The sequence below is a fragment of the Polaribacter sp. SA4-12 genome (assembly GCF_002163675.1).
In the GTDB taxonomy this organism is placed as follows: domain Bacteria; phylum Bacteroidota; class Bacteroidia; order Flavobacteriales; family Flavobacteriaceae; genus Polaribacter.
In genome coordinates, this window is record NZ_CP019334.1 from 635,624 (window position 1) to 651,511 (window position 15,888).

General features: G+C 30.6%; 12 protein-coding genes and 1 pseudogene. 7 read left to right on the forward strand and 6 right to left on the reverse strand.

Annotated elements, in window-relative coordinates; translation table 11 throughout:
* Nucleotides 1–101: 101 nt before the first annotated feature.
* Nucleotides 102–731: a hypothetical protein gene (locus tag BTO07_RS02885; RefSeq protein ID WP_087519799.1), complete on the reverse strand. Its 630-nt coding sequence runs from the start codon at nt 729–731 to the stop codon at nt 102–104.
* A gap of 270 nt (nt 732–1,001) precedes the next feature.
* Between BTO07_RS02885 and BTO07_RS17495 the strand changes: the two are divergent.
* Nucleotides 1,002–1,196: pseudogene (locus tag BTO07_RS17495) on the forward strand (IS110 family transposase); the annotation flags it as partial.
* Between the two features lie 151 nt (nt 1,197–1,347).
* Here BTO07_RS17495 and BTO07_RS02895 read toward each other — a convergent pair.
* Nucleotides 1,348–2,508, reverse strand: a complete 1,161-nt coding sequence (locus BTO07_RS02895; protein WP_087519800.1) for a toxin-antitoxin system YwqK family antitoxin — start codon at nt 2,506–2,508, stop codon at nt 1,348–1,350.
* A gap of 1,140 nt (nt 2,509–3,648) precedes the next feature.
* On the opposite strand from BTO07_RS02895, the gene BTO07_RS02900 reads away from it, so the two are divergent.
* The 6 genes from BTO07_RS02900 (at nt 3,649) to BTO07_RS02925 (ending at nt 10,510) form a co-directional block, all read left to right on the forward strand.
* Nucleotides 3,649–4,419, forward strand: a complete 771-nt coding sequence (locus BTO07_RS02900; RefSeq protein ID WP_087519801.1) for an outer membrane lipoprotein-sorting protein — start codon at nt 3,649–3,651, stop codon at nt 4,417–4,419.
* Nucleotides 4,419–5,639 (forward strand): ABC transporter permease, encoded by a 1,221-nt coding sequence (locus tag BTO07_RS02905; RefSeq protein WP_087519802.1) that lies wholly within the window; start codon nt 4,419–4,421, stop codon nt 5,637–5,639. Before BTO07_RS02900 ends, BTO07_RS02905 begins: the two co-directional genes overlap by 1 nt.
* A gap of 2 nt (nt 5,640–5,641) precedes the next feature.
* Nucleotides 5,642–6,859, forward strand: coding sequence for an ABC transporter permease (locus BTO07_RS02910; RefSeq protein ID WP_087519803.1), 1,218 nt, complete (start codon nt 5,642–5,644; stop codon nt 6,857–6,859).
* A gap of 4 nt (nt 6,860–6,863) precedes the next feature.
* Nucleotides 6,864–7,562 carry an ABC transporter ATP-binding protein gene (locus BTO07_RS02915; RefSeq protein ID WP_087519804.1) on the forward strand — a complete coding sequence of 233 codons (699 nt, stop codon included), beginning with the start codon at nt 6,864–6,866 and terminating at the stop codon, nt 7,560–7,562.
* A 1-nt stretch (nt 7,563) separates the two neighbouring features.
* Complete coding sequence (locus tag BTO07_RS02920; RefSeq protein ID WP_087519805.1) at nt 7,564–8,712, forward strand: hypothetical protein; 1,149 nt, start codon at nt 7,564–7,566, stop codon at nt 8,710–8,712.
* A 307-nt stretch (nt 8,713–9,019) separates the two neighbouring features.
* The gene (locus BTO07_RS02925) at nt 9,020–10,510 is read left to right on the forward strand and encodes a T9SS type A sorting domain-containing protein (RefSeq protein WP_087519806.1); all 1,491 of its coding nucleotides are present in this window, start codon (nt 9,020–9,022) and stop codon (nt 10,508–10,510) included.
* A gap of 1,080 nt (nt 10,511–11,590) precedes the next feature.
* Here BTO07_RS02925 and BTO07_RS02930 read toward each other — a convergent pair.
* The 4 genes from BTO07_RS02930 to BTO07_RS02945 form a co-directional block, all read right to left on the reverse strand.
* Entirely contained in the window at nt 11,591–12,490 is a 900-nt protein-coding gene (locus BTO07_RS02930; protein WP_157663268.1) for a hypothetical protein, read from the reverse strand.
* Between the two features lie 1,167 nt (nt 12,491–13,657).
* Complete coding sequence (locus BTO07_RS02935) at nt 13,658–13,999, reverse strand: P-II family nitrogen regulator (RefSeq protein WP_087519808.1); 342 nt, start codon at nt 13,997–13,999, stop codon at nt 13,658–13,660.
* Nucleotides 14,000–14,024: 25 nt separating this feature from the next.
* Complete coding sequence (locus BTO07_RS02940; RefSeq protein ID WP_087519809.1) at nt 14,025–15,278, reverse strand: ammonium transporter; 1,254 nt, start codon at nt 15,276–15,278, stop codon at nt 14,025–14,027.
* A 219-nt stretch (nt 15,279–15,497) separates the two neighbouring features.
* Nucleotides 15,498–15,881: a hypothetical protein gene (locus BTO07_RS02945; RefSeq protein WP_087519810.1), complete on the reverse strand. Its 384-nt coding sequence runs from the start codon at nt 15,879–15,881 to the stop codon at nt 15,498–15,500.
* Between the last annotated feature and the right edge of the window lie 7 nt (nt 15,882–15,888).

The following is a 15,888-nucleotide window of genomic DNA, read 5'->3' on the forward strand; positions in this document are numbered from 1 at the left end:
ATTGATAGTATGATGAGCCTATAATAATAGTGTGTACATTTAATGAAGAAAAGAGTTGGTTTTTAGGTTGGTTGGGTGTTGTGGTGTAGTGTTTTTCTTACTTATTTTTGCAATGCCTGAGTCAGCAAGCTGTCAATATATGTTTGTTGAGTTCGTGCATATTCGTTCGCTTGTCGGCTTCTTAACTTGTATACGTAAGGTATTGTCTCTCCTTTATAAAAGTAGTTACCACGATCTTCATAATCCCCCATCCAAATATCGGGAGGTAAGATACGTATATCGTTTCTATAAAGCAGTGATGAATCCAAGTGTATAATGTTACCGTTAATCAGCAGCTCTTTGCTAAATAAGCCTTTTTTTTTGAAGCGATCTATGGAATTCTCATGGGCATCATACAGTACAATAATATAATCTTCATCAGTTGTTATATGAATATCGCTTGTACTATTCGCATAATTAATTAGTAAATAACCACCTGACAGCAATACCATTTCTGCTATAATAAGTATGTAATATGAAAAAAGTTTTTTTATAAGGCTTCGGTCTAAAACGTACAACCCAACAATAAGCGCTGTGATAGGCACAACTATAATGGGATAAATAATTGCAGGACTCTCAAGAGTAAAACCAAGATAGATAGCATAAATAGCAATAACAATGCTAAAAGGTGTTACAACAGTTAACGGTGTAACAGGATAGAACCATGATTTAAGAGTTTTTAAAGTAGCCATGTCTTACTTTAATTATTGTTTATTAAAGGTACAAAAATAAAAATAGAAGTATGCTTTTACTTTTGTAAATGTTTGTCGTTATATTGTTGCCAACGGTTTATATGCAATCAAATATATCGCATTTTGGTATTAATTTTCTGGATAAGATATTTTTTTTCATTTTTACTTTAGTTTTTCGGTTAATTGTATTTTTATAATGGTTATTTAAAAATGCAATGAAATACGCTTTTTACGAAACAGACGATAGGAGAGAAGTGGTATGTGTTTGAAAATAGGAAGTTACGAAACCTCTTGTTTCTCTGTGCTTTTAAAGCTTGTAAGCACAATAAAGGATACTGTGAGATTTATGAGCGAATTGTTAACATGGGTAAGCGTAAGAAATTGGCTTTAATAGCGGTTGCGAATAAACTGATAAAACAGCGTTTTGCTATTGTAAAATCTGGTTTACCATATAACGAAACATAGGTTTCTGTTTTATCAAAATAAATAGTAATTTAATAAAAAATAAAAGCTCAAAAAACTAATTGATAGCATTATGAGCTTATAATACAGTGCGTACAATTAATGAAGAAAAGAGTTGTTTGTTGGGTTGGTTGGTTGTTGGGCTTTCGTTAGTTTATCCTTTGATTTCTTTATCATCTTTGTAGATTACTTTTTTTGTCAATTTTCCTTTTTTATTATAATTCTCGAAAAGTCCATCTTTTAAGCCATTTTTAAAGTTTCCTTTCTTCTTAATTTTACCGTTTTCATAGTAACTATCACAACGTCCATTCAATTTGTCATTTTTATAGGTTTGAATCCATGACAATTCACCGTTTTCAAAATATATTTCAAATACACCATTATTTTTTCCATTAATGTAATTTCCTTTCAACTTTAAGTTGCCATTTTCATGATAAGTTTCATAGACGCCGTCTTTTATATCGTTTATAAAATTTCCTCTTATGCTTAATTTACCGTTTTCAAAATAGGTTTCAAAGTGTCCATTTAGCTTGCCATTTTTATAAGTAGTTTTAGCGAACAATTGTCCATCGATATAATACTTAAGCAATGAACCATTCCTAACACCGGCTTTATACGTCGATACTTCCTCCAATTGTCCATTCTCATAATACCCCTTAGCAGAGCCATCTATTTTCCCTTCCTTATAATTTGATTCCTCTTTTAATTGACCATTTTCAAAATATGCTGTATAGGGTCCATCAATTTTACCCGCTTTATACACAAACGTTTCGAGTAATTGTCCGTTTTCATAATATTCTTCATATAAACCTTCACGTTTACCTTCTTTGTATATGACAAGATCTTTTAATTGGCCATTCTTGAAAAATGATTTTATTGTGTCTTGGGGTGAACCATCCTTCCAGATAAATTTGAAATGTAAATTACCATTATCGTAATATTCTTCAGAAATACCATCTGGTGAAATGTCTTTCCATATATATCTTGCATGAAGTTGTCCATTTTCAAAGTAACTCTCGTAAAGTCCACTTTGTTGACCGTCTTTAAATGATGTTTTAACTTTTAATTGACCATTACTATAATACTCTTGTGATGGACCTTCTTTTAATCCATCTTTTATATGAAATTTTACTTTTAGCTTGTTATTTGGATGATTATGATAAATAATACCGTCCAATTTTTCTCCATTCAAAAGATATATAAATTGTCCGTTAACATCTTCTACCTCAACTTTTGATAAATGGATTTCATTTTGAGAATTTAACAAATTAAAAGTTAGTAGACTTATTAGAATAAATAAAATGGAATTTTTCATGGCTTTAAATAATAATTAATGTAACCAATTTTTGATTAGAAATAAATGATGTAAATCATATAATCCGGGATGTTCACGTGTGCTTCTATATCAACTATAATAAACAACAATTCTTCGACAAGCTCAGAAGGACATACTTACAATTAATTGTTTTTATGAATAATATTTAAAAAACTTCATGTTAAACAAAATCTCAACTCGACATACTATAATTTCAGTAAGAATTCAAAAGGAATGTAACGGCAAGTGTCCAAAGCTTGTCCTCAACTAGATTGGGGAACCAAATAAAAAGTCTGGACACGATAGTGGAATTTCTTGTAGAATTCAATGAAATTATAGGAAGTCTAGATTTCATGCAAAGCATGTACTGAACTTGTTTCAGTATCAATCAATGGAAAAAAGAAAAGAATAAAAAAGCATTCAAAAAAGAACAATTGAAGCAATCTCATCAATTAGAACAATCCAATAAACAGATTACCACGTCCTAACGTCTCATAATGATATTTATATTATGTTTTTGCAAAAAAGGAAACAGAAAACAGGAGACAGGAAGCATAATATTAACAAAAATCACCAAGCTACTTGTCATTCCTGCGCAGGCAGGAATCCATAACACCTTATTTAGAAAACACTATAACTTATATTATAATAAACAACAATTCTTCGACAAGCTCAGAAAGACATTCTTACAATTAATTCTTTTTTGAACAAAAGATAAAACCTTCAATATCAACCTAAATCTCATCAATTAATAACGAATCACCAACTCGACATTCTATAATTTAGATTACCACGTCCTAACGTCCCCGTAATGACATTTCATTTATATTATGTTATTGTAAAAAAGCAACAAATTACAACCTTTAAAGTACAGAATATAAAATTAAACGAGAAGCAAATACGACTGTTTAAAGTACCTGAGATTCACGAGCTCTTATTTCTTAAATATAAGAACACGAGTAAAAACGCTGTTTATGCGACTATCCTGTGGTGATGGGAGTAGAACCATAAAGGAAGTATAATATGTGTAGAATGGTTTCTTTTACAAATGGCATTTCTTAATATTTATAATTGTCTAATTATTTAACTGATTGATAATTATCATTTTACTTCTTCATACGATCAGCTAACTTTGATATTATGAAGAAAAAACAATTCTTACAATTTATTATTGGTGTTGTTGTTTGTACTTTACCATTTACCTCAATGTATTCTCAACAAGGTCTTTTAGCAAAAGACATTGTAAAGAAGGCAGATAGTAATATGCGTGGTAAAACATCGCAAGCAGATATTACTATTAAAATAATTAGGCCTACTTGGAGTAGAGAAATGAAAATGAAAGCATGGACCAAGGGAGACGATTATTCCATAATTTTAGTGACATCACCAGCTAAAGAAAAAGGAACCGTGTTTTTAAAACGTGTAAAAGAGGTTTGGAATTGGATACCATCTATTGAACGGAATATAAAATTACCACCATCTATGATGTCTCAGAGTTGGATGGGAACTGATTTTACCAATGATGATTTGGTTAAAGAAGCGTCTTCAGTTTCAGATTACAACCATAAACTCTTAAAAAAAGAAACCATTTCTGATAAAGACTGTTATAAAATTGAAATGATACCAAAGCCTTCTGCAGCTATTGTATGGGAAAAGGTGATTGTTTGGATAGATACTAAAGACTTTTTACAGCTAAAAACAGAATTCTATGATGAAGATGGTGAATTGGTTAATATCATGAATGCTAGTGAAGTTAAAGAAGTAGGAGGCAGAAAAATAACTTCAAAAATTGAAATGTTCCCTGTTGATAAAGAAGGAAATAGTACTGTGATTATATATAATGATATCATTTTTGATACCCCTATTAAAGATAATTTTTTTACCACAAGAAATATAAAACAATTAAAATAATGCTACTAAAACTAGCTTGGTTAAATATATGGCGTAATAAGCGGAGAACAATTATTACTGCTACCTCTGTATTTTTTGCAGTGTTGTTGGCAATAGTTTTCCGTTCGTTAACCGATGGTGTTTATGACAATATGATTCACAATGTGGTGAGTTATTCTTCTGGCTATTTGCAAATTCATCAAAAGGGCTATTGGGATGAGCAATCAATTGATAACACTTTTGCAGAAGATAGGCAATTGTATAAAGCATTACTTGATAACCCTAAGGTGATGCACATTATGCCACGTTTGCAAACATTTGCATTGGCTTCTTATTCTAATAAAACAAAAGGCGTTCTAATTTTAGGTATAGATCCTGTTAAAGAAAAAGAAGTAAATAATCTGCATGATAAAATTGTATCTGGTAAATACATAGAAAGTGTTAACGATAATGCAGTTGTTTTAGGTGAAGGATTAGCCTCTCAGTTAAAACTAAAAGTAAATGACACCTTGGTATTGTTAGGTCAAGGCTATCATGCAAGTAGTGCTGCTGCAAAATTCAGAGTAAAAGGACTGATAAAACTAGGAGCTATTGAGCTGAATAACAATGTGGTGTATATGCCTTTACAACAATCGCAATATATGCATGGCGCTGAAAATAGGGTCACCTCCGTTTCGGTAATGTTAGATAAAGCTTCTAATTTAGAAAAACTAAAAAAGTCTTTACAAGCATCTATTGATACTGATACCTACGAAATAATGAGTTGGAAAGAAATGATGCCCGAAATGGATCAATTTATAGAAGCAGACAGCACAGGGCATTATATCATTATCGGAATTTTATATTTTATTATTTCCTTCGGATTGTTTGGCACCATATTGATGATGATTTTTGAACGTAAACACGAACTGGGCATTTTGATTGCTATCGGAATGAAAAAAAGATTATTGGCTTTAATGTTGCTGTTAGAATCAATTATGATATCCTTATTAGGCTGTTTTATGGGGGTTCTAGGAGGAATTCTAATTGTAAAATGGTTTACCATTCATCCTGTTCATTTTACTGGCGAGCTAAAAGAAGTTTATGAAGAGTATGGCATAGAATCGATTATCTACTTTTCTAATCATGAGAAAATTTTTATTACTCAAACGTTAATCATTTTAATATTAGCTACACTAATAGCCTTTTATCCGTGGTATAAAGTGATGAAGTTAAAACCTGTAGAAGCTATAAATAGTTAATTATGTTGTTACAAATTGCTTGGAGAAATATTTGGCGGAATAAAGCCCGAAGCTTAGTAGTTATAAGCTCAATAATTATTGGTGTTTGGGCAGGTATTTTTATTCTGTCCTTCGCTTGGGGATTGTATCAAAACAATATTGATGAATCGGTTTATAGACAGTTATCTCACATTCAAATTCATCATCCAACTTTTAATGAAGAGAACGACTCAAAATTCACCATTACAAATACAGATGAAAAAATAAAGCAATTTCAATCAGATAATCGAATTGCTTCTATAAGTTCTCGCGTAATTTCAACAGGAATGATTACATCACCAACAACGGCAAGTGGCGTAAAAATCTACGGAATCAATCCAGCGTCAGAAATTACTCAAATTAGATTGAATGAATATGTAAGAGAAGGAGCATACTTTAAATCTGAAAAAGACAATGAAATCTTGATAGGTAAAAAATTAGCTAAAAAACTAAAGGTTAAACTAAAAAGTAAAGTGGTATTAACCTTTACAAATGTTGAATCTGAAATTATTTCTGGAGCCTTTAGAATAGGAGGGATTTACAGATCTAAAAACATTTCATTAGATGAAGTTAATGTGTATGTGCAACAAAAACATTTACAAGAACTATTAGAACTAAAACCAACGGAAAGTAATGAAATAGCAATATTAGTAAAAGATGAAGCGCAGTTAGATGCGCTAAAACAATTGAGTGTTAGAGTAGTGCCAAAAGGAATAATTGAAGATTGGAAAGAACTTTCGCCAGAGTTAAATATGATTATAGAATCCTTTAATTTATACACCTATATTATTAGTGGTATTATACTGTTAGCACTAATGTTCGGAATTATAAATACAATGTTAATGTCTGTTTTAGAACGTGTTAGAGAACTAGGTATGTTGATGGCCATTGGGTTAAACAAGCGTAAAATCTTTATTATGATTATGCTAGAGGCGTTTTATTTAACCCAAATTGGGGCTCCACTTGGTTTGTTAACAGGTTGGTTAACGGTAGCAACATTAGGAAAAACAGGTATTAATTTAGCCATGTTTTCTGAAGGTTTAGCATCCTACGGATTCAGTTCTATGATCTATCCAGCTCTAGATCATGATAAATATGTAATCATTGTAACAATGTGTTTAATAACAGCTATAGTATCGGCTATTTATCCCGCTTATAAAGCACTACAATTAAATCCATCAGAAGCAATACGTAAAATTTAGAGTTATGGGAAAAACTATTATAGACGCACATAATGTAAGTAAAACATTTAACCCAAAAACAATTCCGGTTCATGCGGTTCAAGATGTACACGTTCATATTGAAGAAGGGGAGTTTGTAGCATTAGTTGGACCTTCTGGTTCGGGGAAATCAACACTTTTGAATTTGATGGGTGGCTTGGATGAACCTACAGAAGGCACTGTTTTTATTAATGGCGTAGAAATTACAAAGCTATCAGAAAACAAGTTAATAGATTTCAGATTGCATAATATCGGATTTGTTTTTCAGTCGTTCAACTTAATTCCAGTGCTTACAGCTAAAGAAAATGTAGGTTTTGTATTGCAGCTACAAAAAATGCCAAAAGCTGAACGTGAAAAACGTGTGTTAACGTTATTGAAAGAAGTTGGACTTGAGGATAAAATAAATAGCAAACCTCGTGAGTTGTCTGGCGGACAACAACAACGTGTAGCCGTTGCAAGAGCCTTAGCCTCTAAACCAAAAATAATATTAGCAGATGAGCCAACAGCAAATTTAGACTCGAAATCTGCTGCTAATTTGCTGGATATTATGGCAAAATTGAATAAGGAAGAAAAAATTACCTTTTTGTTTTCTACGCACGACCAAAGAGTCATTAAAAAGGCAAGACGCGTTATAACATTGGTAGATGGTAAAATTGCTTCAGATGTAGAGCAAACACCTTCTTAACATGAAAAAAGCATGGTTTACATATCTGTTATTATTTACTCTAACTTTTATCAATGCTCAAGAAAAGGAAGAAAAACTATTTCTGACAGGATATATAAAAAACTTAAATGAATTTAGCTTTATTAACAACTTTGATCAATTACAGTGGACTACCTTATTACACAACAGATTCAATTTTAAATATCTTCCATCAGAAGAACTTACTGTAAGGTTAGAAATTAGAAACAGGTTGATTTACGGTGACAATGTTAAAAACATATTCGGTTTTTCAGAGTTCATTTCTCAAGACAATGGCATTATAGATTTTTCCTGGAATATAATCAACAACAAAGACATGCTTTTAAATACGACTATTGATAGGGTTTTAATTAATTATACAAAAGGAGATTGGGACATTACCTTAGGAAGACAACGTGTTAACTGGGGAATGAATCTAATTTGGAATCCGAATGATATCTTTAATACTTACAATTTTTTAGATTTTGATTATGAAGAACGTCCAGGTAGTGATGCTATAAGGGTACAATATTATTTAGATGATTTTACTAAAATGGAGATAACAGCAAAAAAGGGTAGAGGTAAAGATGATTATATTGTGGCAGGGATGTATAAGTTTAACAAAGGGTCGTATGATATTCAATTAATTACTGGTGTTTATCAAAAAGATTGGGTGGTTGGAGCAGGTTGGGCAGGAAATTTAAAGAATGCTGGTTTTAAAGGAGAAGTGTCTTATTTTGTTCCCTATGAGAAATATTTTAACTCACAGAATATTTTAAGCACCTCTTTTTCTGTTGATTATGGGTTCAAAAATGGGCTGTACATGAATGGGTCTGTTTTATATAATAGTAATGCAAACGATGCTTCAGGTAGCATTGGTGGTTTGTCATATAACAATTTAAGTGCGAAGAATTTAATGCCTTATAAATATTCAGGATTTCTTCAGTTAGCCAAAGAATTCAATCCTATTTTTAAAGGAACCTTGAGTACTATTTATTCACCTACAAATCATTCAGTTATTGTAATACCCAGTTTAGATTATTCAATAGCTACAAATTGGGAGCTTAATTTTACAGGGCAATCTTTTTTTGAATTTGAAGATTATCAAACTTTAGGGAATAGTCTTTTTGTTAGGTTAGCTTGGAACTTTTAAATTTATTCTCAAATGTTTCTTCTAAAATGTTAATATGCGACAACGTATGAAGGAAGTGTAATGTGTGTGGAATGACAGATAAGTTAGTATGTTCTCTTCTTTAATTATACTTCTCTTTCTAAAGTATTCAGAAAATTCTTGTCTTTCTTTAAATCTACCTAATAAAAATTTTCAAAATCCTTTTAACTTTTAAAAGTTGATAAATTAAAATTCATTAATGACTAGCATCATTGCAAGATTTATATACATTATTGAACTTAATGTGTTGAATAAAATCATTTAAAAATGAAATTAAAAAGGATGTATCATGAAGAAATTTACTACACTACTGTTAATTATTCTTGTTTCTGTTCCGGTTAGCGGGCAAACGCTTCATCAGAAAGATCAGGAATTAGAATTAGAAATGACCACTAACTTCTTTAACCCTTTGGTTAGAAAACATAAAAAAGATAAAAACTTTAAAACCCGAGATATCAGGGTGCAAAAAAAAATAGAAAGTCTTAAATCCAGTTCTTTAGAAAAAAGGTACTTGGATAGTTTAACATACCAGGAATGGGATAACGATTTCAACACATGGAGATTCACAACTAAACAGGAATTTATCTATGAAAATAACAGAATAAAAACAGAAACAGTTTATACATGGAATGGCTCAGAATTAAAATTGACACCAATTCTAAAAATCGAATACACGTTTGATGACTATGGAAACCTAATTTCAAAAATTCAATCTACTACAGGCTTAACACTCGATTGGGCATTACAACAGAAAACTGATTATACCTACTTTCTTAACAAGGATGGTGTTTATAAATTATTGATTGAGGAAAACTTTGCTAATTATACTCTTAATAATCAATGGATTAATACCTATAAATTTGAATTGATTTATGATGCATCTGAAATAATGGTAGTCCAGGAGATTGGTTCTGAATGGGATTCTGGAAAGGATGAATGGATAAGTATGTATATAGATGATTATTACTATACAAGTGGCATATTATCTTCTGAAATTAATTCTTACTGGAATAATGACACTAGTGAATGGGTTCTTAATTCTAAATGGGACTATTTTTATGATATGTTCGCATTAGCTGAAGAAGTTTTTTACTGGAGGGATGCATTTGAAAATGAATGGGTTCAAGAATCTAGATTTTTATATGAATATGGAATAGGTCTTAATGCGATGCCTATCTTAACTATTGAAACAGCCTTTATTTGGGATCCCGAAAAGGGCAATTGGCAAAACTATTATAAGGATGAATATCAATATGATAACAACTATAACCGAACTACAGCATCCTATTTTAATTGGATTGAAACGCCCGGAGAATGGGCTCAATATTATAAGGATGAGTTTATTTTTGATTTGAATTATAGTTTTAGTGACTTAATAGTACCCTTTAATTATGGGGAAGAAATTGATGATACTTCAGTTTATTTTAGTAACATGGTTATTGGTTACAGAGGATATGAATCTGTTAACCAGATTTGGGAAGATAACATGAAAATGCTATTTTTCTATTCTGATTACACAAATTCATTAAGCATTGATGATGAAATATTGACACAATCCATTGTGTTGTATCCAAATCCTGTAAGCGATATTTTATTTATTGATTCTGAGATTGCAATAACAAAAATTGAAATTTATTCTGTATTGGGGCAAAAAGTTAAAGAGATTAGTAGCGATTTTAAATCCATTTCATTCAAAGACTTGAAAGATGGAATTTATATTGTTAAAATACAAGCTGAAAATCTAAGTGTATCACAAAAAATAATAATACACAATATTTAATTGCCAGAGCAATTTGATTTTATAAAACAAGAGAGCGCATTGGCATGCGGCTATTTTATATACTTTTTAAATAAGAAGACCCTGAGGATGTTTTTATTTAAAAATAAATTATAGGTTCTTTCATATTTGTATGTTCTCATGGTTTTAATATTTAATCATCTGCCATTTTTGGCAAGAGGTAGTTTAATACTTCATCAGGTTTAGTAAAGGCGTAATATCGAATTATAGCTACAAATTTATAGTTCTAATGTTTCTTATAATAGCGTATTTTAAAAATGTTATTGGATATTACCTAATAAGAGACTCTACAATAATATAGTTAAAACTTATTGACGAATGTTAAAACACCCTAAACCAATGGTTATTGTGTATTCAAAGCTTCCTTGGATATTTTATATTTCGACTTCGCTCAACATAAACTCCATAGAGAATTATAGCTATCAAATAAAATTAGAGCTTCATAAGCCGTAATTTAGCTCACGCGTTTCTATTTTCTTTGGTATTCGTGAATCTTCTAAAAAGTTGATTTCTTTTTTCATCAATGGAAAAAAGAAAAGAATATAAAACATTCAAAGAAGAACGATTGAAGAAATCTCATCAATTAAAACTACCCAACAAACAGATTACGACGTCCTAACGTCCTCGTAATGAAATTTATATTATGTTATTGTAAAAAAAAGAAACCATTAAAGCAAGAAACATAATATTAACAAAAATCACCAACCCGACATACTATAATTTCAGTAAGAATTCAAAAGGAATGAAACGGCAAGTGTCTAAAGCTTGTCCTCAACTAGATTGGGGAACCAAATAAAAAGTCTGGACACGATGGTGAAGTTTCTTATAAAATTCAATGAAATTATAGGAAGTCTATATTTTTGTTTCTTTTCATCAATGGAAAAGAACAAGAAACAAAACATTTAAAGAAGAACGATTGAAGTAATCTCATAAATTAAAACTACTCAATAAACAGATTACCAAGTACTAACGTCCTCGTAATGATATTTATATTTTGTTTTTGCAAAAAAGGAATAATCAAAGCAATCTCATCAATTAATAACGAATCATCAACCCGACAAACTAATTCATAATACCCTCTCCAATGAATTTTTCGAATTTAGAAGGACTCCCATTATCATCTCCGGTTAAAAGATAATAGAATAACCCACAATCAGAAATATCTGCAACGCCACCACTATGCGCTTCTAGACGAGAATACAACCATTTTACATCGGGGTCTTTATGATTGCGCATCCAATACCAAACCGTAAAGTCTTTTTGTGAATGCCATAAATCGGTTGGAACGGTTTTATTATTTTGATCTTTAATTTTCTTATATTTAATACGATTGCCACATAATTCTTTAACATCATTCCAAGTTCTATGATAATCGCGTCTTTTCTCACCTTCATTAAACCCACTATGAGATAAAAGATACACGTGGTTCAATGCTTCAATGTTACCCTGTTTTATAACTTCTTCTACCACTTTATATAAAAATTCTGAAAGGCCTGCGTGTATAAAATATAAAGGATCCGCAGCAGTAGATTTACCCATTTCTGAAGCTAAATTAAGTTTAGAAGCTTCAGGTTGTGTGGTGACATCAAAAAATGTACTTCCATCAAATCCCCATCTTTCAATAGCGCCATCGCAACTTATTTTAAGCTGATTTTCGGCATCAGGACCCGCAGGAGCATCAATAAAGTTATTGTAAGAACAATGTACCAATTTGTGTTGTAATTGTAATTTAGCAACAATTGCTAAGGAAGCAGCCGCAGCGCCCCAATCATCTGGGTCTCCTGTAGGCCATTTGTAGGCATTATCTGCCTCACTATTACCGTCATAACTCACCGCTATGCGATTGTTGTTATACTCCCAATGTTTAGAAATGGTTTGTTCTTTAACTTTACATTGTGTCAAAATAAATGCACTAATCATTATCGTAAGAAATACAACTCTTGAATACGTTTTTTTTAACATTTGTTGTTGTTTTAATCGTTTATTTTTTAAGAACCCTCTTCTAGCAATATTAAGAATAAAATAATGCTTCTCGTTAAAAAAACAACCCCAAACAAGTAATACATGTTTCTATATTTATCGACCTCATAGAATTTTGGCAAAACAATAGGAGAGAGGAACGTAATATTTTAGGGTTTTTGCAATACGTATAATTAAGTTTTCCAATTATAAAACACTTCTAAAAACAATATTATTAGTTAGAATCTATCCTAAAATATAGAGAAACGAACCGTAATTGTTTCCAAATTATATGTAAGTCTTTATTTTTTTGTTTCTTTTTTCATCAAGGAAAAAAAGAAAGTAATAAATGATTAATAGTAAGGATTATAATATCTATTTAACATATTATTTTAAAGAATTAATCCAGTGGATAAATTTTTAAAATAGCTAAATCCTAAATTATCTATTTAACATAATATTAAAAGTACTAACCAAAAGAAACTTCTATAATAGTTCCAAATAGAACAAGTGCATAGAATTTTATATTTACTCACTTTTTTAATTAATTCTTAAGATTTTAAAGGAGTTCGTGAATCTCGTAAAAACTCGATTTCATAAAATTTATGCTCTTGTGGAAAGTTAACGAAAATGTTATTGGAAAAAAATTACAGCACAATTTTAATTGATATTACAAATTTTGAAGAATTATAAAAATTAGCTTTTGTGAGTTGGTAAGCGTTGGTAAATTGTGTTTAAAAAAATTACTGCGTAGCATAATTATTTTTAAAAAGCAATCAAGCCTTTTTTGCAAAAGGCAATTTAACATAATGGCGAATTATAGCTACAAATTATTATAGTTCTAATGTTTATTAGGATAGCGTATTTAAAAAATGTTATTGAATAATACCAAATATGAGATTCTACATAATTGTAATTAACACTTGTTGACGAATTTTAGAATACCCCAATAACAATGTTTATTGTGTGTTCTAGACTTTCTTGGATATTTTACATAATAGAGAATTATAGCTATCAAATAAATCTAGAACTTAATTAAGCTGTAATTTCTTTTAACATAATATCTATCGATATAAACCTAAAGGTATTTATTTGTATTATAATTTATATTATGTTAAATAGAATTTTTAAGAGCGTATATAAATACGATCTTACTCTTAATCAGTTTTATTATTTAATAGCTTCGATTCCACGAGTTCTTGTACGAATACGAATAGCATCTTCTACATGGTAGACAAATATTTTTCCATCACCTACCAAACCTTCTGAAGCGTTATCAAGAATAACGTCTAAACAAGTTTCTAAGTTATCATCACTCACAACACAAATAATCATAATTCGTGTTTTCATGATCATAGATTGTTCTGTACCACGATAACGTTCTGTATATGTTTTTTGCAAACCAGCACCTTTTACAGGAATTACTGTGTTACAAGGAATGCCTGCATCTCTTAACCCTAATTGAACATCTTTTAATTTTGAGGGTCTTATAATTGCTTCTATTTTTTTCATGTCTTTAAATTTAGTTGGTTAAAAATTACTCAAAAGTAGAATATGCTTCTACACCAAATGAAACTGCATCTATACCTGCTGATTCCTCTTGTTTCGAAATTCTGATTCCAAAAGTTTTCTGCATTATTTTCATAATTATAAAAGTAAGAATAAAAGAAAAACTTCCTATTACAAAAACACCCAATGCTTGTGTACCTAACATTGCAGCTCCACCTCCAAAAAATAAACCTCCATCTGTTGCAAATAAACCAACAGCTAAAGCACCAAATAATCCATTAACACCATGTACAGCAATTGCTCCTACTGGATCGTCAATTTTTAATTTATCAATATATAAAACAGCAACATCAACCAAAACACCCGCAATTAAACCAATTACAATGGCAGCATTTGGTCCAACCACATTACAACCTGCTGTAATAGCAACTAAACCTGCTAAAACACCATTTATAGTCATGGTAATATCTATTTGTCCGTATCTAAAGTACGTATAAAACATGGTTGAAATTCCACCTGCAGCAGATGCTAAAAATGTATTTGTTGCAACGGTACCAATCAATTCCCAATTACCAACAGCACCTAAGGTAGAACCTGGATTAAAACCAAACCAACCGAACCATAAAATAAAAGCACCAACGGCAGCTAAAGGTAAATTATGACCTGGTATTGCGTTTACTTCTCCATTTTTCTTGTATTTACCAATTCTTGGGCCTAAAACAATGGCTGCTGCTAAAGCAGAAAAACCACCCATTGCATGTACAGCTGCAGAACCTGCAAAATCATTAAAACCTCTTAAAGCTAACCATCCATTCGGGTTCCAAACCCAATTGGCAACTAAAGGATACATTATAGCACAGAATATAAATACATAAATGGCATAACTCCAAATTTTCATACGTTCTGCGACTGCTCCAGATACAATTGAAATGGCTGCAATAGCAAAACCTAATTGTATAAACCAGAACAATTTATTAGAAACGGTTAATCCTAAACCTAAATCTGTGGTCATGATGCCTGTATCAAAAGCAAACCAACCATTAGAATTACCATACGCAATTCCGAAACCAACGATATAAAAAGCGATTCCTCCAAAAGTAATGTCTATAAAAACTTTTGCAATAATACTCATTGCATTTTTTGATCTCACAAAACCAGCTTCTAGCAGTGCAAAACCACCTTCCATAAAGAAGATAATTGCTGCACAAATAGCTACCCAAATAGTATCTATTGCGTTTATTAATTGGGGTTGTTCTACTGTAATACTGCCTAATGCACTCATAAATTGAATCTATTATTTTATAAGAAAATAAAGATACTATGAATGACTTCTTAAATACTTAGAGATAAATTAAAAAGTACTACACTAAATTATGATAACAATAAAAATTTTAGAGAATCGTAATAAATACAATAAAATCTAGTTTTTAAGGTATTCACAATTACCAGTTTTATGTGTAAAAATGAACGTTTATTTATATAAATATCAATACAAATAAAATTATTCTAGCCAGTTTAAAAAATAGGTCATCATTTCTTCTTTTAACTCATAATGCATTTTAATATAAGTTCTCATATCTTCCATTAAAGGTTTATCTTCAGTATGATATTTTTTATCTAACTCATCATAAGAATTAGCACTGTTTAAAAGCGTTATTTTATTTTTACAACGGTGCTTTAATTTAGAAATAACATCTTTCTCAATTAAAATCCTGTTTTGAAATTGTTCTAAAAGAATTGATGCGCTTTTGTTGTATTCTCTGGCAGCAATTTCTTCTAGTTTTTCTTCAAACGTATCCATTTCATCAAAATGAAAACGCAATTCTCTTCTCCAAGTTTCTAAATTAAACTTTAGATCGCTTAAACGTGATACTTTGGTTTGCATATTATAA

Bases quoted from the DNA above. Each gene is read 5' to 3' on its own strand.
- BTO07_RS02885 (WP_087519799.1), bottom strand. From the start codon at position 731: ATGGCTACTTTAAAAACTCTTAAATCATGGTTCTATCCTGTTACACCG.
- BTO07_RS02895 (WP_087519800.1), bottom strand. From the start codon at position 2,508: ATGAAAAATTCCATTTTATTTATTCTAATAAGTCTACTAACTTTTAAT.
- BTO07_RS02900 (WP_087519801.1), top strand. From the start codon at position 3,649: ATGAAGAAAAAACAATTCTTACAATTTATTATTGGTGTTGTTGTTTGT.
- BTO07_RS02905 (WP_087519802.1), top strand. From the start codon at position 4,419: ATGCTACTAAAACTAGCTTGGTTAAATATATGGCGTAATAAGCGGAGA.
- BTO07_RS02910 (WP_087519803.1), top strand. From the start codon at position 5,642: ATGTTGTTACAAATTGCTTGGAGAAATATTTGGCGGAATAAAGCCCGA.
- BTO07_RS02915 (WP_087519804.1), top strand. From the start codon at position 6,864: ATGGGAAAAACTATTATAGACGCACATAATGTAAGTAAAACATTTAAC.
- BTO07_RS02920 (WP_087519805.1), top strand. From the start codon at position 7,564: ATGAAAAAAGCATGGTTTACATATCTGTTATTATTTACTCTAACTTTT.
- BTO07_RS02925 (WP_087519806.1), top strand. From the start codon at position 9,020: ATGAAGAAATTTACTACACTACTGTTAATTATTCTTGTTTCTGTTCCG.
- BTO07_RS02930 (WP_157663268.1), bottom strand. From the start codon at position 12,490: ATGTTAAAAAAAACGTATTCAAGAGTTGTATTTCTTACGATAATGATT.
- BTO07_RS02935 (WP_087519808.1), bottom strand. From the start codon at position 13,999: ATGAAAAAAATAGAAGCAATTATAAGACCCTCAAAATTAAAAGATGTT.
- BTO07_RS02940 (WP_087519809.1), bottom strand. From the start codon at position 15,278: ATGAGTGCATTAGGCAGTATTACAGTAGAACAACCCCAATTAATAAAC.
- BTO07_RS02945 (WP_087519810.1), bottom strand. From the start codon at position 15,881: ATGCAAACCAAAGTATCACGTTTAAGCGATCTAAAGTTTAATTTAGAA.